The organism is Bartonella sp. AA2SXKL, from assembly GCF_042197205.1.
GTDB lineage: Bacteria > Pseudomonadota > Alphaproteobacteria > Rhizobiales > Rhizobiaceae > Bartonella.
Window position 1 is genome coordinate 429 of the sequence record NZ_JBHIRN010000171.1, and the last position, 249, is coordinate 677.

1 protein-coding gene is annotated in these 249 nt (G+C 43.8%); it reads left to right on the plus strand.

What is annotated here, in order from left to right; all coding sequences use genetic code 11:
• The coding region (locus ACFINS_RS10495; protein WP_375706235.1) for a DNA gyrase C-terminal beta-propeller domain-containing protein at positions 1-249 on the plus strand (249 nt) is incomplete at both ends.

Here is a 249-nt window from a genome sequence, read left to right on the forward strand (position 1 = left end):
TTCTGATGCTGAGGATCTTGTAACTCTTGATGAGGAAGATGAGGCAGTCGACACAGAGTTGACAGAGGGTCGCTATTTAGAACTTCATGCGCGTGAACAGATGCTTTTAACGGTAAGTGAATTTGGTTATGGAAAACGATCTTCCTCATATGAATTTCGGATTTCAGGACGTGGTGGGAAAGGGATTCGTGCCACAGATCCATCTAAGACAGCTGAAATTGGTAAATTAGTAGCGGCTTTTCCGGTGAA